Below are 24,158 nucleotides of genomic sequence, written 5' to 3' on the forward strand. Positions count from 1 at the left end.
AAAGGTTAAATTTATGAAGAAAAGTGTTCCCTCCGTTTCAGTTTCCTACGCCCAGAATGGCAACTCGACCAAATCGAACGAGCTTGGCATGCGGGCGATGCAGGAACGTGCTTATGAGAAGCGAGGTGAGCAGTATCTTCTGATCAAGTCGCCGCCTGCTTCTGGGAAGAGCCGTGCGCTGATGTTCATCGCGCTAGACAAGCTGCACAATCAGGGGCTCAAGCAAGCAATCGTTGTGGTGCCGGAAAAATCTATCGGATCGAGTTTTGCCGACGAACCGCTGAGCAAATTTGGCTTTTGGGCAGACTGGACCGTTCAGCCAAAGTGGAACCTTTGCAACGCACCTGGCGGGGATGACGGTAAGGTCGGCGCGGTCGGCAAATTCCTTGAAAGTGATGACCAAGTGCTTGTTTGCACGCATGCAACCTTCCGCTTCGCCGTCGATAAGTTTGGGGTACAAGCATTCGATGATCGGTTGATCGCGGTGGATGAGTTCCACCACGTCTCGGCTAACCCTGACAACAAACTCGGTCAGCACCTTGGCGACTTCATGGCCCGCGACAAGGCGCACATGGTTGCAATGACCGGCAGTTATTTTCGCGGTGACGCAGAGGCGGTTCTCTCGCCAGAGGACGAGGCCAAATTCGATACCGTCACCTATACCTATTACGAGCAGTTGAACGGCTACAAATACCTGAAGACGCTTGATATTGGCTACTTCTTCTATTCCGGCTCCTATGCAGATGACATTCTGAAAGTGCTTGATGCGAACGAGAAGACGATCCTGCACATCCCCAATGTGAATTCGCGTGAGAGCACCAAGGACAAGCACCGCGAGGTGGAGCACATCATTGATGCTCTGGGTGACTGGCAAGGCACAGACCCAAAGACCGGCTTTCAACTTGTAAAGACAGCGGACGGGCGCATTCTGAAGATTGCCGATCTTGTGGATGATGAGGCGGTCAAACGCGATAAGGTTTCTGCGGCATTGAAAGACCCCGCAGAAAAGAACAACCGCGACCATGTGGACATCATAATCGCTCTCGGTATGGCCAAAGAGGGCTTTGACTGGATTTGGTGCGAGCACGCTTTGACGGTCGGATATCGTGCAAGCCTGACAGAGATCGTGCAGATCATTGGCCGCGCGACACGCGACGCCGAAGGCAAATCACGCGCGCGTTTCACAAACCTCATCGCCGAGCCTGATGCAGCTGAGGAAGCCGTAACAGAGGCGGTAAACGATACGCTCAAAGCGATTGCCGCCAGCCTCCTCATGGAGCAGGTGTTAGCTCCACGTTTCAACTTCACGCCCAAGAGCCCGAAGAGCGGGCCGGTTGAGGGTTTCGACTATGGTGAGGGTGGCTACGATCCGGCGAAAGAAAACGTTGGGTTCAACGAGGACAGTGGTCAGTTTCAAATCGAGATTAAGGGGCTCGCCGAGCCCAAGAGCAAGGAAGCAACTCGTATCTGCCAAGAGGATTTGAACGAGGTCATCACAGCTTTCGTTCAAGACAAAACGACAATTGAGCGCGGACTGTTTGATGAAGAGCTAGTGCCCGAAGAGCTGACGCAGGTGCGTATGGGCAAGATCGTCGGTGCAAAGTTCCCCGAGCTAGATGCTGACGATCAGGAAGCAGTTCGGCAACATGCTATTGCGGCGCTAAATCTGACCCAGAAAGCCAAGGAGATTGCTCTTTCCGCGCCCGACGATGATGCGCAGGCCGGTGGCAATACCGCGCTTATTGATGGTGTTCGGAAGTTTGCGATGGATGTGCGTGAATTGGACATCGACCTTATCGATCAAATCAATCCATTCAGCGAGGCCTATGCGATTTTGGCAAAGACCATGAGCGAAGAAAGCCTCAAGCAGGTTCAGGCGGTCATTTCAGCGAAAAAGGTGCAGCTTTCACCAGAAGAAGCGCGCGACTTGGCGCGGCGTGCCGTGAAGTTCAAACAAGAGCGCGGACGTCTGCCATCCATCACATCTGCCGATGCCTGGGAGAAAAAGATGGCGGAAGGCGTGGCTTACCTTGCGCGGATGAAGCAGGAGGCCGCCAATGGCTAAAGCGTTTACCGAAGACGATGATGCTCTTCTAGCCGAGCTTGGCGTAGATGTTGAAGTCAAGAAAGCAGTGTCTCGCACGCCGCGCGAAGAACGCATCATTGCTGGCTTTGAAGAGATACAGCGTTTTTCTGAAGAATATGGCCGTACGCCCGAACACGGTGAAGCGCGAGATATCTTTGAACGTCTTTATGCCGTGCGTTTGGATCGTATCCGCGAGCTTCAAGAATGCCGCGATCTGGTAGAGTCGCTTGATCATCAAAATCTTCTAAGCGGATCGGCCGCAACGCAACCATGTGATGCCGATGAGCTCGACGACGATGCCTTGCTGGCTGAGCTTGGGATTGAGGTGGAAGCGCCGCCAATCACAGAGCTCAAGCATGTACGATCAACAGCCGAAAAGAAGGCTGCGGAGAACATTGCAAAGCGGGAGAAGTGTGAAGACTTCGAAACCTTCAAGCCATTGTTTGAGAAAATCCAAAAGGAACTAGATGCGGGTCTTAGAGAAACCAGAAAGTTTGAGCTTAAAGCTGAAATTGAACCGGGGCGTTTCTTCATCGTTGGCGGTCAGAAAGCCTATGTTGCGGAAATGGGGGAGACTACTCTAACCGATCAAGGCCGAACTGATGCACGGCTTCGTATCATCTTCGATAATGGCACCGAGAGCAATATGCTCATGCGTTCACTTCAAAGGGCGCTGAATGCTGACGGTGATGCTGGGCGTCGGATTACCGAGCCTAGTGCTGGTCCTTTGTTTTCTGACCAGACCATTGATGGCGATGAAGCGAGCGGTATGATTTATGTGTTGCGAAGCAAGTCCGATCATCCACTTGTCGCCGAAAATCGCGAGCTCGTTCATAAGATCGGCGTGACCAACATGAGTGTCGAAAAACGTATTGCTGGCGCGCATCTTCAACCAACGTTCTTGATGGCAAATGTCGATGTCGTTGCGACATACGAGCTCTATAACATCAACCGCACAAAGCTGGAAAATCTGATCCATCGCATTTTCGAACCTGCACGGTTGGACATCGAGATCATGGATCGTTTCGGTCGGCCAGTTGTTCCGCGTGAATGGTTTTTGGTGCCGCTCTACGCTGTTAATAAGGCGGTGGAGAAGATCAAGGACGGCACAATCACCGACTATGAATACGATCCTGGCCAAGCCCGTTTGATAAGGCGCGGATGACGATATGGCGAAGCGTAAGCCACAAGGAGCTCTGACAGCGGACGAGAAACGCATCGTCAAAACACTGCTCGCCCGAGGCTGGCGCAATCAAGACATTCAGCATCTTATCAACAGAGGCCGCGTCGCCACTATCAACAGCGCGCGGATCACCGAGGTCAAAGACAACGGAAAAATCAAGTCTGCCGCCGATGACTATGTAGATTTCTACATCCGCAAAAAGGACTCCTACGATCCTGTTACGGGCCTCAACCTTTACGATGACGAGAGACTTATTCGCTCACGCGAGGCAATGATTTTGGCTGTTCAGAGTTTCAACAGCCCGAGCCTTCGCTTTAAAACTGAGCAATTTGCAGTACAGGCCAATATTGCGTGGACTTATCTTTTGCACGAATACTATGACCGCAAAGGCGTCAAGATCGTTGGAAAAGATGGGCGCTCTCTCTTGCTGTCGCAAATGATCAAGCGTGATGATTGCCCCCTTAAAAAAGGCGTACGCAACAACATTCGGGACCTGAACGATATTCGAGATACTGTAGAGCACAAACTTTTGGGGCGGTCTGATGTTAAGTTTTTTTCCCTGTTTCAGGCCACATGTTTGAATTTCGATCAAGCGATCTGCGAGCTCTTCGGAGAGAAGCTGTCACTCCAGTCCGATCTTTCAGTAGCTTTGCAATTTGCGAAACTGGATTTTACTCAGATTAGCGATCTTCAAAAGTACGATGTGCCCGATCACATCTCTGCGTTGGATGCCGAACTTGATGGAAGGCTGTCGGACGATGAGAAGGCGGACTTGGACTACCGTTTCAGGGTTGTTTACCTTCTTGAAAGCACCTCTAAAAGCAAGGCTCACTTCGAATTTGTCAAACCTGGTTCCGAAGAAGGTAAGCAGATTCACAATATTCTTGAAAAGCGGGTGATTGCAGATGACGACTACCCCTACAAACCCAGTCAAGCTGCGAAAAAGATAGCAGAAAAGTCCGGCAAGAAATTTTCTTCTCATAATCACACGCAGGCTTGGAAACGATACAATGTTCGGCCAAATTCTGCGGCCAAGCAAAAACACCAAACCAACAAAGACTTCTGTATTTTTCACAAATCGCATGACGACTATACCTATAACGAGGCATGGATCGACTTTGTTGTAGGGAAGATTGTCTCAGATGCGGAATATGCGGCCTTAAAAGGGACAAAATAGTCCGCATTGCGTTCAGAAAACAATTTAGGAAATTTTGAACGTAAGATTTAAGATTATTCTATATCTGTAAAAGAGATTACTTAGGGCTCCGCCCCCGGCGCACTTCAAGAAAAATAGACAAGGCCGTGGCTCCGCAGCCCGTGGGGCTTTGTGCGCCCGCACCAACCTCGTCGATTTTCTCTTCCGTTTGCACCCCCGTTCTCGCCGAAGGGCAAGGTTGCATGAGCAACCCATACCCTATGAAGAGGACAAGAAAATGAAGACATCACAAGGAGATATCCAAATCTACGTGGCCTGCTTGGCCAGCTACAATAACGGCATCCTGCACGGCGCGTGGATCAACGCAGAGCAAGCAGCCTACGCCATCTATGATGAGGTGCAAGCCATGTTGGCCGCCTCACCAATGGAAGATGCGGAAGAATGGGCAATCCATGACTATGAGGGCTTTGAAGGCGTGCGCCTTTCCGAATGGTCAGGCTTTGCCGAGGTGGCGAAGCTTGCCGCCTTCATCGCAGAGCATGGCAAGATCGGCGCGGAGCTGATCACCTATCTCGGATCACTGGAAGATGCGCGCAAAGCCATCGAGGACAGCTACGCGGGAGCCTATCGCTCACTGGCGGAGTTTGCCGAAGAAATGACCGAGCAAAGCACAGATATCCCTGAGAACCTTCGTTTCTACATCGACTATGATCGCATGGCGCGGGACATCGAAATCAATGACGTGTTCACCGTGGAAACAGGTTTTGAACAAGTCCATGTCTTCTGGAGCCACTGACATGAGCATTCAGAAACATACAATAGTATGGGAAGGCATCGAGATTGAGCTGACCTATGACCCCGCTGCATGGGGCGGTGTTATTGCGCATCTGGAGGTACGGAGTATCAACCCCGACTGTGCGCCACTCCCGATTACAGAAACGGGCTACCTCTCGCATTATCACCCCTGCGGCACGGTTGAGGAAAACAAAGGCACGTTGGCTGAACAAGTTACAGGGTGGCTTGATAAGGAAGCTAAGTCGAAAACGTGGAAAATGTACCTCGAAGATTGCCGACAGCTAAGACTTTTCTAATTATTATTCCCGACGACGGTTTTAAAAATGGATACAATGCCTCAGCTATGGCACAATAATTCACCAATTACATATCTGCGAAATTGCGAGTATTTGCTCAAGCGGCCTCGTAAGATTTATACTCTTCGCTTTTATTGAATCAAATTTAACAAAATCTTCATGATCTGTCACTTCAAATGTCACAACGTTATTCAGCCTTGCAGAAATGCTGTAAGAATCAGAAAAAAGATGCCTTTTCACGGAGACCTCTCGAGGTGCGGGGCTAAGACTTTCAGCGTTCACAAGGCACACTATTAAGTCAGCAACGATCAACCCTTCTGGGTCGCCGTCAGAAAAGCCAAATAAAACTGTCTTTCTCAGAAACTCTTCTGATAAGTTCTCTACAGCATCATCGAAAGTTTGCAATGATGCTGGGCTTGGCTTGCGAAGTATTTTTTGAGACCTGTAGTCAAAGTACATCCCATTTTTTGCTATCATCTCTTCCATGATTTTAATTGAGTTGTAGGGCACACCATCGATGTCAGTGTTCGAGAATATTTGGTACCGACCATCCCTGAAGTGACCTAGTATGATAGCGCTTGTAAGAGTGTCGATAACAAAAAAGGCAGCATGCGATCCCCCAGAATGCGGTGCAATGCCAGACCCGAAGACTGTTCGACCGTCATCAGAACTTGAAACTCGAGACGCCACAGAGAGAGCTTTACGTATTTCTTCAACCTGCTCATTAGGGACAAATGCAGAAATGAACTCCGCAAATAACTCGTTTTTAAAGATTGAGCCGGGGTACTGTCCGATTAGTTCTTCGTAGTAAGGATAAAATTTTGATCTAAATATTATCGAGCCATCCTTTCGCGTGTATTTCAACTCTAAGTCTATAAGTCTGCCCGTCACCGAACGTTGGTTCTTGGTTCGCGCACTGATTCTGACTTCATTATCGGTCTTCTCTTTGATGCTTATTGTATCTGGGTCTAATAGATCACCAATAGTCCGAAACGTAGGCGAATGCATACCCAAGTCTATGATCGTGATATCAGGACTCACACCACATGCTGATCCACCGCAGTCAGATGTGATTACAATAAACTCAGGCTTCGTAGTGTTTGGATAAGCTGATAGGAGATCAACGTAGTCATTCTCTATGATAATTTCTCCATTGAGATAAGCCTTCTCACTTCCCGGTTCCCCACCAGGTATTCTCTTATCCAATTCGAGGGTATTGTAGAAGAAGGTGAATATTGACCGACTTCGATCGGTCGCGAAAGCCAAGTTTGCAGCAATAACTAAAATGATTGCAGCCGCCAAGAACACAAATCTTGTAGCTGTTTTTGTGATTGTAAATGGAAAGATCATATCGAACTCAATTCATAAAATTTTATTATAATATTGATATACTTATGTTTTTACAATGATTTATTGGCGGAGCTTTCTATGGACTGTACTCAGGCCCATCTCTCGACCGCCCGCGCTGCGGTCTTGGCGAATTCGGTCGCGTTCGCCGCGCTTTGAATTCTTGTTCTGAATGCCTCGTATCAGCGCTTTTGCGTAAGTCAGACTGGTCTTGGCCGAGCTCTCGCATCACAGCTTCACGGCGTTCTCTGAATGCTTTCTCCTTTGTCTCGACACGATGGCGCATCATCGCTTGCTGCGCTGACAGACGTTGCTTTTCCTTCTGGTCACGAGCCTTGGCTTTCAGCGTAGCCTCGCGGTTCTGCGCTTCGATCTTGCGGCGCTTGCCTGTGATGCGATCTATCAGACCCATAAAGCCCTTACGCACCCGCGCATCGCGTTCTTTGGCTTCACGCTGCTGCCGCAACGTGTGTAGCATCTCCTGTTTTGCACGTTCCTGTCTTTGTTCTACTTCCTGCCGTGCCTTGAGCGTATCCAATCGTTCTTGATCACGCGCGGCTTTGCGCCGTTGTTCTCGGCTTAGGGCGCTCAGGCGATCCGTAACGATCTTTGCCGCTTGTTGATGTGCTTCTTTGACTGATGGTAGAGTATCAGGATCACCGAGACGGGCTTTCACGGCTTTAGTCTTCTGTCCCGTCCATTTGGCAATGGCATAGACTTCGCCTTGATGATCCAGCGCCACATATCCCCGCCGATCACCACGGGCGAGGATAAGGCCACGTTCTTTCAATGCCGCCTGAAACGCTGATCGTGAGTCCGAAATCGCCCAGGCATCCTGAAACATGATCTTGGTCTCTTTGGGATCACGCTCAGCCCGTTTGGCTTGTTGCCATTCTGCAAGGCTGTAGGTTGAAGGGTCTTTCCATTCTGATTTCATCAAACCTTTGGGCATCGTCCAATCATGTTTGAGATAAAGCTCTCTGGAGACATCATTCAGCTTGCGATGATCATGTGCCATGTGGATGGCTTTCATTTCATTGGTATCGATCCTACACCACACCGCATGGGCGTGACGGCGTAACTCGCCATCGGCTCCGATTTTTTTATGGAAGACAATCGCGCGGGGCTGACCTGTCAGGCCGAGACGATCTTCCGCGCGCGCTATCGCATCTTCAAATTCCGAAACAGAAACCCGCTCATCTTTGGGCGGGTTGAGGCTCAGGGAATAAAGGTGCTGTTTGCAGTGCGTGGCACGGCTGATCGCATAGCTTTCCTGAAACGCACCATGCAGGTCACTCGCCACAAAGCCACGCACCTCATGGACGGTGACGTGTTCATTCTCTTCCTTCATCAGATGATTGGCGAGGTCTTTGCCGCCCCCGCGCTGATTGCCGACGAAGATCATGCCCGCAGCCCCAAGGCGCGCAGTACGTCTTTTCGCATCTGAATGACAGACACACAGGCCAGACGAAGTAACTCTTCGCTCTTGGCAGAAAGGCAGACTTGGCCTTCTTCGACCGACCATTGCAGATCACTGAGATCACGCGCGAGATTGGTTTCACCAAGCAAACGCAGCACGTGCGCAAGCTTTGCATGGTCTTTCACGGGAGAACGTCCACGGCTTTTGCGCGGTTTGGTTTCTTCACCGAACATGCGCTCGCGGATATGCGCGCTGAGGGACAGGCCACCCGCTTGCTCTTCAAGGATAGCGCGTTCTTCTTCGCTCAGACGGACAGAGACAGGGGCAACTCGCTTGCGTTTCTTCTTTGGCGGCTTGGCGCAGACCTGTTCGTTAAAGGTCTCGGCGATGTAGTTATTTGTGTCTTCAAGGTGAAAGCTGCTCATAGGTCTAGCCCCTCGAAGTCAGCTGCCTTCAACTGCTCTTCCCAGTCCTCTAAAGTCTCAAACAGGGAGTTCGAACTGAGTCCCGCTCTCTCCGCCATTTCACTGTTCCGAGATTTTTAATAGCGGTCAGCGACCTCACTGTCTCCGGTAAGGATGGGCCGAGGTGCGACGCCCAATGCTCGCCATGGCCGGAACGGCAGGCGCGACGCACTGATTGTGCGTGGTGCGCAACGTCGTCAATGCCTGTATGATCCCAAACAACAGCGCCAATGCAATGTAAACCATTGATCGTTGGCGCGGTTGCCAGTGGCATCGCCGTTGCGGCGGAGGCCGCGGAAAGATCGGAAAGGAAGGGCTGCATGACAATTCCATATTCCCAAAGCGCGTCCCGCGGGCTCTCAAGCCCTGATGTCGTCGGTTTCTATGATGAAGCCACAGGAAGCTGCCAGTATATCTGCATCGACCCGGCAACCCGAAAATGCGCCGTTATCGACGTGGTTCTCGACTTCAATCCGGCCCGCGCCCGCACCTCGACCGAGGCCGCCGACTGGGCGCTTGACTGGATTGAGCGGGAGGGTCTGACGCTCGAAATAATCCTCGATACCCACCCGCATGCCGACCACCTGACGGCCGCCGCATATCTCAAGCAAAAAACCGGCGCACCGAACGCCATCGGCGAGAAGGTTCGCGAGATCGCAGACCTCTGGCGCGATTTCTACAACACTCCCGACGCCTTCGATCCGCAGGCTGGCTTTGACCGCCTCTTTGCCGACGGCGACACTTTCCGGCTCGGCACTCTCGACGTGCGGGTCATGCTTTCGCCCGGCCACACTCTCGGCTCAATCACCTATGTGGTGGGCGACGCGATCTTCGCCCATGACACTTTCATGCAGCCCGATAGCGGGACGGCGCGGGCAGACTTCCCGGGCGGATCGGCGGCCATGCTCTATGACTCGTTGATGGCGATCTTGGCGCTGCCCGACGACTACCGTATCTTCGTGGGTCACGACTACGGCACGGAAGGTCGCGACGAACCGGCCTGGGAAAGCACTGTCGCAGAACAGAGAGCCTCCAACAAACATCTGGGTGGAGGCGCTACTAAAGAGGAGTTCGTCAAGGTGCGCGAAGATCGGGACGCAACTCTCAACCTGCCCGACCGGATGTTGCACGCACTGCAGTTCAATCTGCGCGGCGGCCGCCTGCCGGAACCCGAAGCTGACGGGAACAGCTACTTCAAGATACCGGCGAACAGATTCTGATCACGTGACATCTACGGGGTCGGTCACCGGACCCGGTAGAGGCGGCGCTCGGCGCACAGAAAACGCCAAGGAGACACCGTCTATCAGCTGACGTACGCCACGCTTGATGCTCTCGTCGAGTTACGTCCTTCCGTGTCACTCGCCACGCGGGAAGCGCTGGTTTTCCTCCACCACGTTCAGGTCCATGTGGTTGCGCATGAATCGTTCGCTTGCGACTTTCAGAGGCTGGTAATCCCACGGGAAGTAAGAGCCGTTGCGCAGGGCTTCGTAGACAATCCAGCGGCGCGCCTGGCTGCGGCGGACCTCGGCGTCGAAACGGTCCAGATCCCATCGATCGGCCACCATCCTGCTAAACATTGCCAATGTCTCCGCGTAAGCCTCCTCCTTGGCGAGATTACGCAACTCATGTGGATCGTCCTCGAGGTCGAAAAGTTGGTCCGGGTCCAGAGCACATCGATTGTATTTGTAACGGCCCTGCCTCAGCGAGACGAGCGGTGCATTGGAGGCTTCCGCCGCATATTCCATCGCCACCGGGCTGGTTCGCTCACCACCAGCGGCCAGGCTCACGAGGCTCTCACCTGCCGTCCATGGCAGGACCTCTTCCATCGACACGCCGGCAAGTTCACACAGTGTCGGGCAGACGTCGATATTGGAAACAGGTGTTTCTTCATGACGGGGTTCCAGCCCCGGAGCGCACAGCATCATCGGCACCCGCGCAGATCCCTCGAAGAAGGTCATCTTGAACCACAGGCCACGTTCGCCCAACATGTCACCATGATCGGAAACGAAGAGGATGATCGCCTCCTGCCGTGTTCGTTCCAATGTATCCAGAATCTCGCCGATCTTGTCATCGAGATAGGAAATATTGGCGAAATACGCCCGGCGGGAACGGCGTATATCCTCGTCGGTAATCTCGAAATTTCGCCAATCATTAGCATCGAAGATGCGCCGGGAGTGTGCGTCATGTTCCTCGTAGACCATCGCAGGCACCTCCGGCTGAAGATGCTCACAATCCTCATACAGATCCCAATACTTGCGCCGGGCAACATACGGATCGTGCGGGTGAGTGAAGCTGACGGTCAGGCACCAAGGCCGCGTGTCACGGCCGCGCGCAAGATCGTAGATCTTTTGTGTGGCGTTGAAGGCGACCTCGTCGTCGTATTCCATCTGGTTGCTGGTCTCGGCAATCCCGGCGCCGGTAACCGACCCCATGTTGTGGTACCACCAGTCGATCCGCTCCCCCGGCTTGCGATAATCCGGTGTCCATCCGAAGTCCGCCGGATAGATATCCGTCGTCAGTCGCTCCTCGAAACCGTGCATCTGGTCAGGTCCGACAAAATGCATCTTGCCTGAAAGGCAGGTCTGATAGCCTGCTCGGCGAAGATGGTGCGCATAGGTTGGCAAGTCGGAAGGAAATTCGGCCGCGTTGTCGTATACACCAGTGACCGAGGGCAACTGACCCGACATGAAGCTTGCCCGCCCCGGCGCGCACAGCGGTGACGCCGTGTAGCAGTTCTCGAAACGGACAGAACGGGCGGCCAGCTTTTTGAGGTTCGGGGCATGCAGCCACTCCGCCGGTCCGTCCGGGAACAGCGTGCCGTTCAACTGATCAACCATAAGAATGAGGATGTTTGGCTGGCTCATGTTTGTCTCCCCAACTCGCGATCGAGTGCCATTTGTACATGGGCGGAGGCACTGCTACCGGTAATGTCCTGTGGGTTGATGGCACTGCGCAGATAAAGCCCATCGATCAGGCCGCCGATTCGCTGCGCCACTCCCGGTGCCCGTTCTCCCACGAGGGGTCGAAGTTCATGCACAAGGTTGGATTGCAGCCGGCGGTGATAGATCGACAACAGCCGCTGCGCCTCGTCGGATCGCTGCGCTAACACGTAGAAATTTAGCCAGGATGCGATCACTGCCTTGCGAAAATTCGTTGGTGAAAAGCTCGTGTCGATGATCACCCGCAGCCGATCTTCCGGCGTTTTCTCCGAGCGCAACGCCGTCCTTATTTCCGTGCCGTAGACAGTCAGAACATGGCGCATCGCGGCGAGGAACAGCTGCTCCTTGTCTCCGAAGTAGTGGAACGCAAGCGCAGGTGAGACACCTGCCCGCTTGGCGATCTTGCTGACGGTGACATCGAGAGAACCGGTTGATCCGATCTCGATGATTGCTGCCTTTACAAGCTGCGAGCGCCGCTGCGGTTCGACCGACATCCTACGACCTCCCGAGAAATCCCTTGCATTCCAGCTTTAGGAGTGGCGTGATTGATTAGTCAATCAACATTTTCTGCACTAAGTTTCGGGATGGAGCGAGATATGAAGTTCAATGCACTCAAAACCACCGTGTCGGCACTGGCGTTGATGGTCGTCGGCACGACCACCGCCCTTGCCGCGTGTGACAGTGTGGCAATGTCGGATGTCGGCTGGACGGACATCACCACCACAACGGCCACCGCCAAGCATGTTCTCGAGGGCCTTGGCTATGAAGTGGACGTGAAAGTCCTTTCCGTGCCCGTCACATTTGCCTCACTGGAAAGTGACGACATCGACGTTTTCCTCGGCAACTGGATGCCGGCCCAGACGAGCGCCATCACTCCCTATCTCGAAAGCGGCGAGATCGAACAGATAAACGTAAACCTCGAAGGTACCAAATACACCCTCGCAGTTCCCACCTACACTTATGAGGCCGGGCTCCAGAGCTACGCGGATATCGCCAAGTTCGCCGAGGAACTCGACCGCAAGATCTATGGAATTGAGCCGGGCAATGAGGGCAATGCCTACCTCGTCAGCCTCGCAGAGGAAAACAAGCACGGCCTTGAAGACTTCGAGGTTGTCGAAAGTTCAGAGCAGGGAATGCTCGCACAGGTGGCCCGCTTTTACGATGATGAGGAGCACGTGGTCTTTCTCGGCTGGGAACCCCATCCGATGAACGCCAATTTCTCGCTGAAATATCTGCCGGGCGGTGAGGATTTCTTCGGCGGCGAAGGTGTGGTCCATACTGTGACGCGTCAGGGCTTCTCCGAGGAATGCCCCAATGTGGGCCAGTTGCTGGCCAACATGGATTTCACGCTTGAGATGGAGAACTCCATCATGGGCCAGATCCTCGATGACGGCGCTGATCCGGACGAAGCCACGATGGAATGGCTGAAGGCCAATGCCGGCGTCCTCGACACGTGGCTTGAAGGTGTGACGACGAAGGACGGTGGCGACGCCAAGGCCGCCGTGACTGCCCACATCGGCCTCTGAACGAGGCCCGGTCCCCGCGCGCAACGTTCGCGCGGGGACAGCCCTTTTCCAAAAAATCGTGACGAGGAGATGCCGGCTTGGATTGGCTTACAGACAACAAGATTCCGGTCGGCAAGGCTGCAAAATCCGTCTTCGACTGGGTGCGCGACAACGGAGAGTTTCTCCTCGACGGCCTGTCGACGGTTATGGAGGCGATGATCGACGCCATCCTGTGGGTCTTGCAAACGCCGAATCCATTAATCGTCGTCGCCGCTTTCATTGGCATCACCTGGTATCTTCAGCGGAGCTGGAAAACCTGCATTTTCGTCTTTTTCGGTTTCCTTTTCATCCTTAACCAGGGCTACTGGGAAGAGATGACGGAGAGCCTCACCCTCGTTCTCTCGGCCTGTGTCGTCTGCATGGCCATTGGCGTACCCATAGGCATCGCTGCCGCACATCGGCCCAATCTGTATGTCTACCTCCGCCCCGTCCTCGACCTGATGCAGACCCTGCCCACGTTCGTCTACCTCATCCCTGCAATCGTGTTCTTCGGTATCGGCATGGTGCCCGGCCTGATAGCTACGGTGATCTTCGTCCTGCCCGCGCCGATCCGGCTGACATATCTCGGAATCCACTCCACACCAAAGCCGTTGCTGGAAGCAGCCCGCGCCTTCGGGGCCTCTCCGCGACAGACACTCTTCAAGGTTGAACTGCCCTATGCCTTTCCGCAAATCATGGCCGGGTTGAACCAGACGATCATGCTCTCGCTTTCGATGGTGGTTGTCGCGGCCCTTGTCGGGGCCGACGGTCTCGGCGTGCCGGTGGTTCGGGCGCTGAACCAGGTGAACACCGCGCTCGGGTTCGAATCCGGGTTTGTCATCGTCGTGGTGGCCATCATTCTCGATCGGATGCTGAACGTGGGGGCACGGAAATGAGCGTCGCAGTAAAGATCGACAACGTTTCAATCGTATTCGGTGATCGTCCCAAGCAGGCCCTGCCGCTGATGGATAAGGGCAAGGAGCGCGGCGAAATCCAGGAGACTACGGGCCAGGTGCTCGGCGTACACGATTGCAGTACGGAAATCGAAGAGGGCGAAATCCTTGTCCTCATGGGTTTGTCCGGCTCCGGCAAATCGACGCTGCTCCGGGCAATCAACGGCTTAAATCCGGTGGTGCGCGGCTCAGTCAGCGTTCACGACGGCGATCAAATGGTCAATGTCACCCAGGCGGACGCCGCGACATTGCGGCGGTTGCGGATGCAGAACATCGCGATGGTCTTTCAGCAATTCGGTTTGCTTCCGTGGCGGTCGGTGCGTGAAAACGTAGGTCTCGGCCTCGAACTGGGCGGAGTGAATAAGACGGACGCCAACGCAAGGATCGACCGGCAGTTGGAACTGGTCGGCCTCTCAGACTGGTCCGAACGGAAGGTTGGCGAACTTTCCGGAGGCATGCAGCAGCGCGTCGGCCTCGCCCGTGCCTTCGTAACCGAGGCACCGATCCTGCTGATGGATGAGCCCTTTTCTGCGCTCGATCCACTGATCCGCACCAAGCTGCAGGACGAACTGCTTGAATTGCAGCAGAAGCTACGCCGCACGATTGTCTTCGTCAGTCATGACCTCGACGAAGCCTTCAAGCTGGGTAACCGTATTGCCATCATGGAGGGCGGGCGCATCGTGCAGGCAGGCACCCCGCAGGACATCTTCCGCGACCCGAAAAACGAGTATGTCGCCGAGTTCGTTCAGCACATGAATCCACTTGGCGTCCTCCGGGCTTGCGACCTCATGCAACCAGTAACCGGCGAGACACAGGGCACCCTTCCCGCGGATCTTTTAATCCGCGACGGCATGGACAGGCTCATCGGCTCTAATTCTCCCATCGGCGTCGAAGAGGGCGGGCGGATCGTCGGCCAGATATCAAAGGACGATCTGCTGGCCAGCATGGCCGCAAACAATCCGAATGTGAAAGTCGCCGAGTAGCGTCCCCGTTCCTGCGGCAGGCCGTTTTCTTGCACGCTCATCGAGTCCCGGCCTGTTTCCCTGTCGAATTCTCGGCCATTGGTGTACGCTGATTGTCGCCAAGCCTTCTGTATCTGTAATCATCGGCCTGCGAGTTACCGTCGGAAGCGATCATTTCAGACATGCGTCAAATTGCGCCCTCAGGCGTGTAGTGCGCGTTCCAGATCGTCACAAAAGCTTCGACGGACACTGCTAGCAACACCTTTTATCCAGCATCGAAGCGTCGCATCCGACCTTCGGCACAGCCAGACACGGGGAGTTCAAGATGACATCCAGACAGCCAACAATGTCCGCTGACGAGTGGGACGAACTCAATTTTCCGCGCCCGGAAGTTCAAGGGTTTGACGAGGTAGTGGAACGGGCAATTTCCCGCCGCGGATTTCTTGGCGGCACCCTCGCATTCGGTTCCGGGGCCGCCGTGATGGGCACTGCGTTCCTGAACGGCGGTTCCGCAATGGCGCAGTCTTCGAGCCGCTTTGCTTTCGAGCAGATCAGCGCCCGGACTGACAGCACAGTCCATGTGCCGAATGGATACAGCTGGGACGTCCTCGTTCGTTGGGGCGATCCGCTGTTTTCTGATGCACCTGAATTCGATCCGGCAACCGGTATCCCGACCGAAGGATCCGATCGCGTGTTCGGCGAAAACACCGACGGGATGGAACTCTTCAGTTTCAAAGGCCACCAGCTTCTGGCCGTTAACAGTGAATATACCAACAACGACACAAACCTGGCCCATACCGAGGATGGCTTGCCGACATCTGCCGAGGATGTTCTGCGTCTCCAGAACTTCCAGGGTGTGTCTGTCATGGAAGTCACGGAAGACGCCGATGGGTGGAAAGTTGTTATCGACAGTCCATACAATCGCCGCATCCATCACAACACGCCGATGTCTCTGGACGGCCCCGCAGCCGGCCACGACCTGCTGAAAACGGCGGCGGACCCCAGCGGCACACAGTCATTGGGCACGTTCAACAATTGCGGCGCCGGCCGTACGCCATGGGGCACCTACCTGACCTGCGAGGAAAACTTCAACGGATATTTCGGCGCAACAGGTGACATGCCAACGGATGAGAAGATCTCAGCCGGATACGATCGCTACGGCATCAATGAGACGGGTTTTGACTACAATTACCACCAATTCGACCCGCGTTTCGATGTCTCCACCAATCCCAATGAGCCGCATCGCGCCGGCTACATCGTGGAGATCGATCCCACACAGCCCGACGCCGTTCCGGTGAAACGCACCGCCCTCGGACGTTTCAAGCATGAGAATGCGGCGACTGCCCTCGCCCCGGACGGACGCGTCGTGGCGTATATGGGCGACGACGAACGCGGCGAATTCATGTACAAGTGGCTGTCCCGCGATGTCTACGTTCCCGGCGGCGATACCTCCACGCTCTTGTCCGAGGGCCAGCTGTTCGTGGCAAAGTTCAATGAGGACATGACGGGCGAATGGGTGGCCCTGACACCCGATGCGACTGGCATGGACGCTGCCGAAATCGCCATTTTCACCCGCACCGCCGCGTCCGCTGTCGGTGCAACTACGATGGACCGCCCCGAGTGGGTCGCAGTCAATCCAACTGCTGTGGAAGCCTATTGCTGCCTCACCAACAACAGCCGCCGCGGTGCCACCAATGACGACGGCTCGGTCCGCAGCAATGCCGGTGGCGACGAGATGACCGTGAACGCGCCCAACCCGCGGAAAACCAATGACTACGGCCAAATCGTCCGCTGGCGCCCCCATGGAGACAACCATGCGGCCAACACCTTCGATTGGGATCTCTACGTCATGGCCGGCAATCCGGACGTGCACACCGAAGGCGCCTACGCCGGCACGGCCAACATCAACGCTGGCAACCTCTTCAACTCACCGGACGGAATGCAGATCGACAGCACTGGCCTGATCTGGATTCAGACGGATGGCGACGACTCGAACGAGGGTGACTTTGCCGGCATGGGCAACAATCAGATGCTCGCGGGCGACCCGGTAACCGGCGAAATCCGCCGCTTCCTTACCGGCCCCAACGGCTCCGAGGTGACAGGTCTCACCTGGTCAGCGGACAAACGCACAATGTTCGTCGGCATTCAGCATCCGGGTGGCTCCTTCCCGGACGGCGAAGGCTCCCTGCCCCGGTCATCCATCGTTGTCGTCAAACGCGACGACGATGCCCTCGTCGGCTGAGGCCGCGGGCCACAATCGGAAACGCCCCCGGGGAACCGGGGGCGTTTTGCCTTACCGTTGGCTCTTCTGCCAGTCCGGATGCATCCACGGCTGGGCGTTTGAACGTGGCAACGTCTCCTTGCCCAGGATGTGGTCGGATGCCTTTTCCCCGACCATGATCGAAGGCCCGTTCAGGTTGCCGTTGGTTATCCGCGGGAAGATCGAGCTGTCAGCCACCCGCAATCCCTCCACTCCGATCACCCGGCACTCCGGATCCACCACGGCCATCGGGTCATCGCGTCGTCCGATCCGTGCCGTTCCGCAAGGGTGATAAGCACTCTCCACGTGTTCCCGCAGGAACCCGTCAAGCTCATCGTCGCTCTGCAATGCCACGCCCGGCTGTATCTCGTGACCGGCATAGGGCTTGAAGGCCTCCTGCGCGAATATTTCCCGCGTCAGCCGGATGCAGGTGCGGAACGCTTCCCAGTCCTCCGGTTGGCTCATGTAGTTGAACAGGATGCGCGGCGCATCGTTCGGATCGGAGGAACGTAGCCGGACGGTCCCGCGAGAGGGGGAACGCATCGGCCCCACATGGGCCTGAAAACCGTGCCCCTCCGCCGCCGCCTGCCCGTCGTACCGAACCGCTATCGGCAGGAAATGATACTGAATGTCGGGGTATTCCACCCCTGCCCCGCTGCGAATGAAGGCCGCAGATTCAAACTGGTTGGAGGCGCCGGGCCCCGTCCGTGTAAACAGCCACTGCGCTCCCACCATCGCCTTGCCGAACAGGTTCCAATATTTGAACAGCGTCACCGGCTGGGTCGCCGTCATCTGCAGGTAGATTTCCAAATGGTCCTGCAAATTGCTTCCGACGCCCGGTCTGTCCGCCACCACCGGAATCCCGAATTCCGTAAGATGCGCCGCCGGCCCGATGCCAGAGTGCATCAGGATTTTCGGAGTATTGAGAGAGGACGCAGCAAGTACCACCTCGCGTCCGGCACGGATCACTTCCAGCTTGCCGCCGCGCTCTACTTCCACGCCCACGGCACGCCCATCCTCGATCACGACCTTGCGGGCGAGCGCGCGCAGTAACGAGCAGTTCTGACGTTTCAGTGCAGGGCGCAGGTAGGCTTTCGCAGCAGACCATCGCTCACCGTTGTGGATCGTCTGCTCCATTGGTCCGAAGCCTTCCTGCTTCTCGCCATTGTAGTCATCCGTCGTCTGATAGCCGGCCTGTCTGCCGGCTTCTACGAAAGCCGTTACCAGCGGGTTGTCGCGCTTGCCCCGCGTGACATGCAATGGCCCGTTCTTCCCGCGCCATTCCGGATCGCCTCCATGGCCGGCGCTGTCCCACGTTTCCATCCGCTGGTAATAGGGCAGAACATCAGAGTAGGCCCAGCCGTCCGCGCCGCTTTCGGCCCAATGGTCGAAGTCCTTGGCGTGACCGCGTACATAGACCATACCGTTGATGGACGAAGATCCGCCGATCACCTTGCCGCGCGGTGTCGCCAGTTCGCGTCCTCCCAAATGTGGCTCCGGCTCGCTCTTCATGCCCCAGTCATAGCGGGCCATGTTCATCGGGTAGGACAGCGCACCGGGCATCTGGATCAGTGGGCCGAAATCACTACCGCCATGCTCGATTACCAGTACAGAGTGCTCACCGCTCTCCGACAATCTGTACGCCATCGCGCATCCGGCAGAACCGGCACCAACGATCACGAAATCTGCCTGCATGACATTTGCCCCTTGTCCCGTCAGAGGCCCGGAGCCCCCGAAACGAACAGGGCCAGGCATGTTGCATACCTGGCCCTGTTCCCGCCGGAAAAACCGGCGTCTGGCAAATCTGTCAAATCGTGGTGATGTCGTCCAGCACCAAGTTCGTTCCGGCCCCGAAACGGGCGACGATTTCCATCTCGGCTTCGCTGCCGCTGCCATCGGCGTCGTAGAAGAGCCGGCCAGTCGGTCGGTCGTAGATCAGCCGGGCATCTGCATCATTGGCAGACGTGCCGCGAACGAATGCATCGCGCAGGTTGTCACCCAGATCGAAAACTGTTTCGTCGAAGGCGATCTGATCGGTTCCCGTCACGAAATGACGGACAGTATCGGCATTGTCCGATCCGAAGAAGTCGAACACGATGGTATCGCGCCCATCGCCCCCATTGATGAAATCGTTGCCGGCGCCGCCATTGATGATGTCGTTGCCGCCATCCCCCATGATCACGTCATTACCATATCCGCCCGAGACCACATCGTGGCCCCAGCCGGCGTGCAATGTATCGTCACCCAGCCCGCCGTCGAGGATGTCGTTGTGGCCACCCCCATACAGGCTGTCATCGCCTTCCTCACCCCGCAACGTATCGAGACCACGTTGACCCGAAAGTACATCATCGCCTTCACCGCCGATCAGGAAATCATGACCGTCGCCGCCTGAGACGTTGTCGTCCCCGCCCATTGACAGGATCAGGTCATGACCACTGGTGCCATTCATGATCTGACCCCAGTTGTTGCCAACGGTGCGCGGCAGATCGAGCGCGTTGATCGAGGTCAGCAACATGCTGGCATCGCCACCGAATTCATCGAACAGTACGGCTTCAACCTCCGTCATGCGACGGTTCAGCAAGGTGACATTCTCGATACTGCCGTCAAAGAACCAGTCGGCGTTGTCCAATCCGTCGCGCCTATAGATGCTGGACCCGCCGATGAGCATATCCTCGGTGTTGCCGACCATGCCTCCTTCGACGCCGTCTTCCACATCGACCAGTTCGCCGTTCACAAACAGGGAAAGCGTCTGTTCGTTGAAGGTGAAGGCAATGTTGTACGTCTCACCTGCCTCGATCCGCTCATCGTGGAAACGCAACTCGCGGGTTTCGTGGGTGCCTTGCATCCGTACCCGCAGATAGCCCTGCTCGTCGATCCAGATCGACAGGTGACCACCACTTTCGTAGCCGAGATGATCCTTGGAGATCAGTGCCATTTCGCGATGGCCGACCTCGTCCGCGGTGAAGGAGAAAGCCCAGGTTCCCTGCGCCCTTGCCATGCCCCGCGTGTGTCCCAGCGTGTCATAGCCACCGCCGAAAAATTCGCGCCCCGGATCAGAGGCGACGACCCACATCGGCGCCGCATCGCCCAGCGTCTGGGTGCGAGCGGAACGCAGGATACCGGCAAGAAATGGGTTCTCGGAAAAGTCCGAGGGATCGGATCCGATCGGATCACCTTCCGTATCGCGGCTGTCATAGCCAGTCAGAGTTGAGCCATCAGGCCCCGTACTGCGCCGCGTCTCACCGGTCGGCGCCACAGCCTCGTTCAACTCGTCGATCGTGTCGACGATTCCGTAGGTCACACCGGGCTGAGTGTTGATGTCCTCCACGTTCACCAAGTCACCATGCACGACGATATAGCCGAGATTGTCCTGATCGTGTGCACCGCCGCCGCCGCCCATCTGCTGGGAATAGACCTCGATGATCGAAACGACAGCATCATCGATACCGTCACCGTTCGTGTCGATGCCCTCATAGGTCACGCGCACGTTTGTGGTGTGCCCGATCACGGAAATCGTATCCTGGCCCGCGTTGTAGTCGGTGATCACCTCGATCCCGAGACTGTCCACCCAATGATCGTGCAGATAGGTGTTTTCGCCCGCCACGCCGGCCCAGTCGATAGTCCGATCCTCGTTGACATGCTCCATGATGATATCGAGCCGAGCGTTGATCCGCGTCTCGAAATAGAAATGGTCGCGCCCTCTGCCACCAACCATCACGTCGTCACCGACAATCGCCTGGTCGACCCAGTCGCGCAGCTGCGCCCGGTTCCAGTTCAGGCTGCCGGGGTCTGCAGGCCGCGTCGGGTTTCCGGTGACAAGCTGTCCGATCCTCGGCTCGCCGACATCGGAAACGGAAATCAGCAGATCGTTGCCTGCCCCGCCCAGAAGCATGTCGGAGCCGCGGCCGCCGTTCAGAACGTCATCGCCATTTCCGCCGTTCAGGATGTCGTCGCCATAGCCGCCTTCGATGAAATCGCGGCCCTGGTTGCCGCGCAACACGTCATCTCCGGCACCACCATCAATCGTGTCATCGCCACGCCCACCGTTGATCTCGTCGTCACCAGCCGCCATCGGCTCCGGCCCGGAGTCTGCGGTCACCGCCTGACCGGGCCCGTGGCTGATCAGCCGGTTGAGTTGCCAGCTGTTCAGCGCATCCCCCGGCTCGAAACCGCCCCAGAACCCGAATTCAGCCAGCGCACCATCAAAAGCACGGTCCAGCCGCGCCGCGTCCGCGCCAAATTCCTGTGCCGTGTCGGCGTTCTCCGAACCGGAGCTGTCGGCCCCCAGAACCCAGGGCTCGTGATTGTTCACGAAGAAGGCCTCGGTGTAGACGCCCGGATTGCCCACGTCGCCCTCCACCGAAGACCAAGCCGAGTTCGGAACCGCCTGCCCATCGAGATAGACCGTCACGCCATTCTCGGTAAAGGAAACAGCGATATGCTGCCAGCGTCCTTCGTTCAGAAGGTCCGGCGATGTCTCCCAACTTACATTACTGCCACCATCGCCCGGTGCCATCCGCAGGAACAGGCCTCCGTCATCGGTGTGGCCCAGACGGAAATGGCCACCGTCGCCGTTGCCGCTGGCATCCTTGGAGAGGAAAATGCTGCTTTCGCCCAAATCGTCGGGCCGAACCCAAAGGGCAATCGTTCCCTGCGTCACTTCGAATGCACTGTCATGCTCGATAAAGGCAAACTGGTTGCCACCGTTGAAATCCAGCGCCGGCACACCGTTGCGCGGACCACCTATGTAGCCGTTGGTCCGGACGAGCGACTGCGCCTCGACAAGGGAATAGGCCACCGCATCGGGTCCGCCCCGTGCATCCTCGAAAATACCGTCACCGCCCTGCCGATTGAACGTCCAGTAGCCCAGCGCACCGGGGATACCTGCCTGGCTCTCCGCCGTTGGCGCCAGCCTGTCGTTGCCGGCACTGCCGTTGATTGTCTGTCCTTCAACTTCTTCCGTACCGAGTTGATCGAAGGAGCCGCGTGTCGTCACCGGGTCCGGACGGCTGCGCCCGGCCACTTCAAGTTCGTCCCACCACGGATTGTCTACATAGTCCTCGGGCGACCCTGTAATGCTGCCAAGGCCACCATTGGTATCCCTGGAGTCATATCCCCGCACCCCGTCATTGACCATCACCTCGCCGTCGGGCCGCAGCGCTTCCGCCACCTCGTCGATGGTATCGACAATGCCGTAAGCGACATTGGGATTGACGATGACATCCTCGAGATAGACTCGGTCGCCGAACACCAGGATCTGACCGATCAGGTCCTGGTCATGCGCACCGCCGTTGCCCATCATCTGTTGCGAATAGACACTCAGGACAGTGTCCATCACCCCATCGTCGTTCAGGTCGCGATAGTTAAGCCGGACATTCGCCGTATGCCCAACCACGGCAATCGTGTCCTCATGACGGTTGTAGTCTGCAATGACGTCAATGCCGAAACTGTCGATCCAATGGTCATGCAATTCGTCGTTTTCGCCGGCCACACCGGCCCAGTTGATCGTGCCGTCGCTGCGTACGTGGCGCTCGATGATTTCCAGTTTGGCATTGATCTGGGGGGAAAACAGGAAGGTATCGTTGCCCTCTCCACCGACAAGGATGTCATGCGCCACAAGTGGCTGATCTTCGTATCCGCGCAGGAACTGGCGGTAGAAATTGACCTCACCATCCGGATCGGGGCGCGTCTGGTTGCCTGTGGCAAGTTGGCCGATCCGGGTGATCCCGGCGTCCGACCGGCTGATGAGCAGGTCGTCGCCCGCACCTCCGACCAGCATGTCGGACCCACGCCCGCCGTCCAACGTATCGTTGCCGTCATCGCCTTCGAGTAGATCGTCTCCGTATCCGCCGTTGATGTGGTCGTTGCCGTTACCCCCGGAAAGCTCGTCGTCACCACCAAGGCCTTCGATGGTGTCAGCCCGCCATGTCCCGTTTACGACATCGTCACCGTCCAGCGTATCCTCGCCGAGGAAGAAAGACGGGTGGTATTCGTCCACCGGCACGATCTCCGTGCCCTCCGGCGGATTGTTGAACTCCCAGACGGAGCGGAAATAGGCGCTCGAATCCACAGTAACTCCGTCGATCCGCAACTGAAGCTGCTGGCCACCGCCGGAATCGAAGTACAGCATGTCGAGCGAGTAGAGCCCGCCCTGGAAGTCCGCCACCCGCGCCGTGCCGTCCGGAGCCCGTCCGCCCTCGAACCGCGAAAACTCGACGCCGCCCAGTTCCAGCAGGAAACCATCATCGGAGACGACTTCGATTTCATGTACACCGGGCGGAATGTAGATATACCCCGAAAGCTGAAAACCCGCGTCGTCCATCAGGGTCTGGTTGCCCGGCCCGGAGATGCTGCCAGCATCATCACCGACGAAATCCGCAATCGTCGTTTCGCTGCCGTGGCCGCGGTAATTCAGCTCGGTCGCATTGAAGAGAATCTGCGGGTCGGGTGACTGGTCGATAACTTCCTGAAGCCGGGTGATAGAATAAACTCCGGTTCCCGGCGAGTATACCGCGCCCTGTAGGCCGGAACCATGCAGCGGCACGCCACCATCCGGCGCATTCGTCGCCCGTACTGCCGTTCTCATCCCCGAAGGTGTATCAACCGCCGTTTCGTCGAAAAAAATCGAATAGTCATCCATCACATCTCTCCAGTCGCAGCCCGCAGCATCAATACGGCTTTCGCTACAATAACGAGAGGCAGCCAATGTCCCTGCCCTCAGAAATTTCACTCTGAACTACACCCGGCACAGTC

The 24,158-nt window shown here is 56.3% G+C and carries 17 protein-coding genes; 10 read left to right on the forward strand and 7 right to left on the reverse strand.

The genetic code is table 11. The features are described from left to right. The first annotated feature begins 13 nt into the window (after window positions 1-13). The 5 genes from GO499_RS08455 to GO499_RS08475 all read left to right on the forward strand — a co-directional run bounded on the left by GO499_RS08455 (window position 14) and on the right by GO499_RS08475 (window position 5,516). Complete coding sequence (locus GO499_RS08455) at window positions 14-2,065, forward strand: DEAD/DEAH box helicase (protein ID WP_161861795.1); 2,052 nt, start codon at window positions 14-16, stop codon at window positions 2,063-2,065. Next, window positions 2,058-3,251, forward strand: a complete 1,194-nt coding sequence (locus GO499_RS08460; RefSeq protein ID WP_161861796.1) for a GIY-YIG nuclease family protein — start codon at window positions 2,058-2,060, stop codon at window positions 3,249-3,251. The genes GO499_RS08455 and GO499_RS08460 overlap by 8 nt, the downstream gene beginning before the upstream one ends. Window positions 3,252-3,255: 4 nt before the next feature. Next, a complete protein-coding gene (locus tag GO499_RS08465) occupies window positions 3,256-4,446 on the forward strand; it encodes a DUF3644 domain-containing protein (protein ID WP_161861797.1) in 1,191 nt (396 codons plus the stop codon). 217 nt (window positions 4,447-4,663) lie between these two features. Then, window positions 4,664-5,221, forward strand: coding sequence for an antirestriction protein ArdA (locus tag GO499_RS08470; protein ID WP_284154937.1), 558 nt, complete (start codon window positions 4,664-4,666; stop codon window positions 5,219-5,221). A gap of 1 nt (window position 5,222) precedes the next feature. After that, entirely contained in the window at window positions 5,223-5,516 is a 294-nt protein-coding gene (locus tag GO499_RS08475; RefSeq protein ID WP_161861798.1) for a hypothetical protein, read from the forward strand. A 60-nt stretch (window positions 5,517-5,576) separates the two neighbouring features. On the opposite strand, the gene GO499_RS08480 is transcribed toward GO499_RS08475, so the two are convergent. From GO499_RS08480 to GO499_RS08490, 3 genes are all read right to left on the reverse strand, one after another. Beyond that, the gene (locus GO499_RS08480) at window positions 5,577-6,866 is read right to left on the reverse strand and encodes a hypothetical protein (protein ID WP_161861799.1); all 1,290 of its coding nucleotides are present in this window, start codon (window positions 6,864-6,866) and stop codon (window positions 5,577-5,579) included. 76 nt (window positions 6,867-6,942) lie between these two features. After that, window positions 6,943-8,268, reverse strand: a complete 1,326-nt coding sequence (locus GO499_RS08485; protein WP_161861800.1) for a relaxase/mobilization nuclease domain-containing protein — start codon at window positions 8,266-8,268, stop codon at window positions 6,943-6,945. Next, window positions 8,265-8,708 carry a plasmid mobilization protein gene (locus GO499_RS08490; RefSeq protein ID WP_161861801.1) on the reverse strand — a complete coding sequence of 148 codons (444 nt, stop codon included), beginning with the start codon at window positions 8,706-8,708 and terminating at the stop codon, window positions 8,265-8,267. The genes GO499_RS08485 and GO499_RS08490 overlap by 4 nt, the downstream gene beginning before the upstream one ends. A 359-nt stretch (window positions 8,709-9,067) precedes the next feature. Between GO499_RS08490 and GO499_RS08495 the strand changes: the two genes are divergently transcribed. Then, window positions 9,068-9,967 (forward strand): MBL fold metallo-hydrolase, encoded by a 900-nt coding sequence (locus GO499_RS08495; protein WP_284154938.1) that lies wholly within the window; start codon window positions 9,068-9,070, stop codon window positions 9,965-9,967. 135 nt (window positions 9,968-10,102) lie between these two features. On the opposite strand, the gene betC is transcribed toward GO499_RS08495, so the two are convergent. Together betC and betI are read right to left on the reverse strand one after the other, a co-directional pair. Continuing rightward, window positions 10,103-11,611 (reverse strand): choline-sulfatase, encoded by a 1,509-nt coding sequence (gene betC, locus GO499_RS08500; RefSeq protein ID WP_161861802.1) that lies wholly within the window; start codon window positions 11,609-11,611, stop codon window positions 10,103-10,105. Beyond that, window positions 11,608-12,180 carry a choline-binding transcriptional repressor BetI gene (betI, locus tag GO499_RS08505; protein ID WP_161861803.1) on the reverse strand — a complete coding sequence of 191 codons (573 nt, stop codon included), beginning with the start codon at window positions 12,178-12,180 and terminating at the stop codon, window positions 11,608-11,610. The genes betC and betI overlap by 4 nt, the downstream gene beginning before the upstream one ends. A gap of 102 nt (window positions 12,181-12,282) precedes the next feature. On the opposite strand from betI, the gene choX reads away from it, so the two are divergent. The 4 genes from choX (at window position 12,283) to GO499_RS08525 (ending at window position 17,387) form a co-directional block, all read left to right on the forward strand. After that, complete coding sequence (gene choX / locus GO499_RS08510; protein ID WP_161861804.1) at window positions 12,283-13,212, forward strand: choline ABC transporter substrate-binding protein; 930 nt, start codon at window positions 12,283-12,285, stop codon at window positions 13,210-13,212. Window positions 13,213-13,289: 77 nt separating this feature from the next. Continuing rightward, the gene (gene choW, locus GO499_RS08515) at window positions 13,290-14,126 is read left to right on the forward strand and encodes a choline ABC transporter permease subunit (protein WP_161861805.1); all 837 of its coding nucleotides are present in this window, start codon (window positions 13,290-13,292) and stop codon (window positions 14,124-14,126) included. Further along, entirely contained in the window at window positions 14,123-15,166 is a 1,044-nt protein-coding gene (choV, locus tag GO499_RS08520; RefSeq protein ID WP_161861806.1) for a choline ABC transporter ATP-binding protein, read from the forward strand. The genes choW and choV overlap by 4 nt, the downstream gene beginning before the upstream one ends. Before the next feature lie 304 nt (window positions 15,167-15,470). Continuing rightward, a complete protein-coding gene (locus tag GO499_RS08525; RefSeq protein WP_161861807.1) occupies window positions 15,471-17,387 on the forward strand; it encodes a PhoX family protein in 1,917 nt (638 codons plus the stop codon). Between the two features lie 51 nt (window positions 17,388-17,438). On the opposite strand, the gene betA is transcribed toward GO499_RS08525, so the two are convergent. Together betA and GO499_RS08535 are read right to left on the reverse strand one after the other, a co-directional pair. Beyond that, window positions 17,439-19,100, reverse strand: coding sequence for a choline dehydrogenase (gene betA, locus GO499_RS08530; protein ID WP_161861808.1), 1,662 nt, complete (start codon window positions 19,098-19,100; stop codon window positions 17,439-17,441). A gap of 112 nt (window positions 19,101-19,212) precedes the next feature. Beyond that, window positions 19,213-24,045: a LamG-like jellyroll fold domain-containing protein gene (locus tag GO499_RS08535; protein ID WP_161861809.1), complete on the reverse strand. Its 4,833-nt coding sequence runs from the start codon at window positions 24,043-24,045 to the stop codon at window positions 19,213-19,215. Window positions 24,046-24,158: the final 113 nt, after the last annotated feature.

The organism is Algicella marina (assembly GCF_009931615.1).
Taxonomy (GTDB): domain Bacteria; phylum Pseudomonadota; class Alphaproteobacteria; order Rhodobacterales; family Rhodobacteraceae; genus Algicella; species Algicella marina.

Coding starts and splice junctions, on each gene's coding strand:
- GO499_RS08475 (WP_161861798.1), top strand. CDS start 5,223: ATGAGCATTCAGAAACATACAATAGTATGGGAAGGCATCGAGATTGAG.
- betC (WP_161861802.1), bottom strand. CDS start 11,611: ATGAGCCAGCCAAACATCCTCATTCTTATGGTTGATCAGTTGAACGGC.
- betI (WP_161861803.1), bottom strand. CDS start 12,180: ATGTCGGTCGAACCGCAGCGGCGCTCGCAGCTTGTAAAGGCAGCAATC.
- GO499_RS08485 (WP_161861800.1), bottom strand. CDS start 8,268: ATGATCTTCGTCGGCAATCAGCGCGGGGGCGGCAAAGACCTCGCCAAT.
- choV (WP_161861806.1), top strand. CDS start 14,123: ATGAGCGTCGCAGTAAAGATCGACAACGTTTCAATCGTATTCGGTGAT.
- GO499_RS08465 (WP_161861797.1), top strand. CDS start 3,256: ATGGCGAAGCGTAAGCCACAAGGAGCTCTGACAGCGGACGAGAAACGC.
- GO499_RS08535 (WP_161861809.1), bottom strand. CDS start 24,045: ATGGATGACTATTCGATTTTTTTCGACGAAACGGCGGTTGATACACCT.
- GO499_RS08455 (WP_161861795.1), top strand. CDS start 14: ATGAAGAAAAGTGTTCCCTCCGTTTCAGTTTCCTACGCCCAGAATGGC.
- GO499_RS08480 (WP_161861799.1), bottom strand. CDS start 6,866: ATGATCTTTCCATTTACAATCACAAAAACAGCTACAAGATTTGTGTTC.
- GO499_RS08525 (WP_161861807.1), top strand. CDS start 15,471: ATGACATCCAGACAGCCAACAATGTCCGCTGACGAGTGGGACGAACTC.
- betA (WP_161861808.1), bottom strand. CDS start 19,100: ATGCAGGCAGATTTCGTGATCGTTGGTGCCGGTTCTGCCGGATGCGCG.
- GO499_RS08490 (WP_161861801.1), bottom strand. CDS start 8,708: ATGAGCAGCTTTCACCTTGAAGACACAAATAACTACATCGCCGAGACC.
- GO499_RS08460 (WP_161861796.1), top strand. CDS start 2,058: ATGGCTAAAGCGTTTACCGAAGACGATGATGCTCTTCTAGCCGAGCTT.
- choX (WP_161861804.1), top strand. CDS start 12,283: ATGAAGTTCAATGCACTCAAAACCACCGTGTCGGCACTGGCGTTGATG.
- GO499_RS08495 (WP_284154938.1), top strand. CDS start 9,068: ATGACAATTCCATATTCCCAAAGCGCGTCCCGCGGGCTCTCAAGCCCT.